At 42.2% G+C, this 344-nt stretch carries 2 pseudogenes; both read right to left on the minus strand.

The window, feature by feature from the left end:
• Positions 1 to 189: pseudogene (locus DV415_RS10505) on the minus strand (IS3 family transposase); the annotation flags it as partial.
• Positions 184 to 312 (minus strand): annotated as a pseudogene (locus DV415_RS10510) (helix-turn-helix domain-containing protein); the annotation flags it as partial. The pseudogenes DV415_RS10505 and DV415_RS10510, both read right to left, overlap by 6 nt.
• Positions 313 to 344 lie beyond the last annotated feature (32 nt).

Below are 344 nucleotides of genomic sequence, written 5' to 3' on the forward strand. Positions count from 1 at the left end.
TCTGAGCCTTCTCAACTCCTTTAGGTAGGCCACCTCCGCTTCAAGCTGTAAAATTCTCAGGCGTAAACGGTCTTCTTCTGTTTTAGGTGGCGGTGGCATTTTTGCATATTTGGGTTTCATCGGCGGTCGTCCTGATGGTTTACGGGGAATAAGTCCTTTTATGCCACTTTTTTCAAACCGTTTCAACCATGTCCCGACTAAGGCGTTGGAAGGAATATTGTAAAAACGCGCAGCTTCTCTAATACTCATTTTTCGATTCAGAATAGGTTGGAGAGCCTGTAATTTAAATTCGATTGTGTAGTGTTTACCCATAAAAAAATCTGCACCTCAATTGTTGGTTTGTT

This window comes from Haemophilus haemolyticus, from assembly GCF_003490595.1.
Taxonomy (GTDB): Bacteria; Pseudomonadota; Gammaproteobacteria; order Enterobacterales; family Pasteurellaceae; genus Haemophilus; species Haemophilus haemolyticus_L.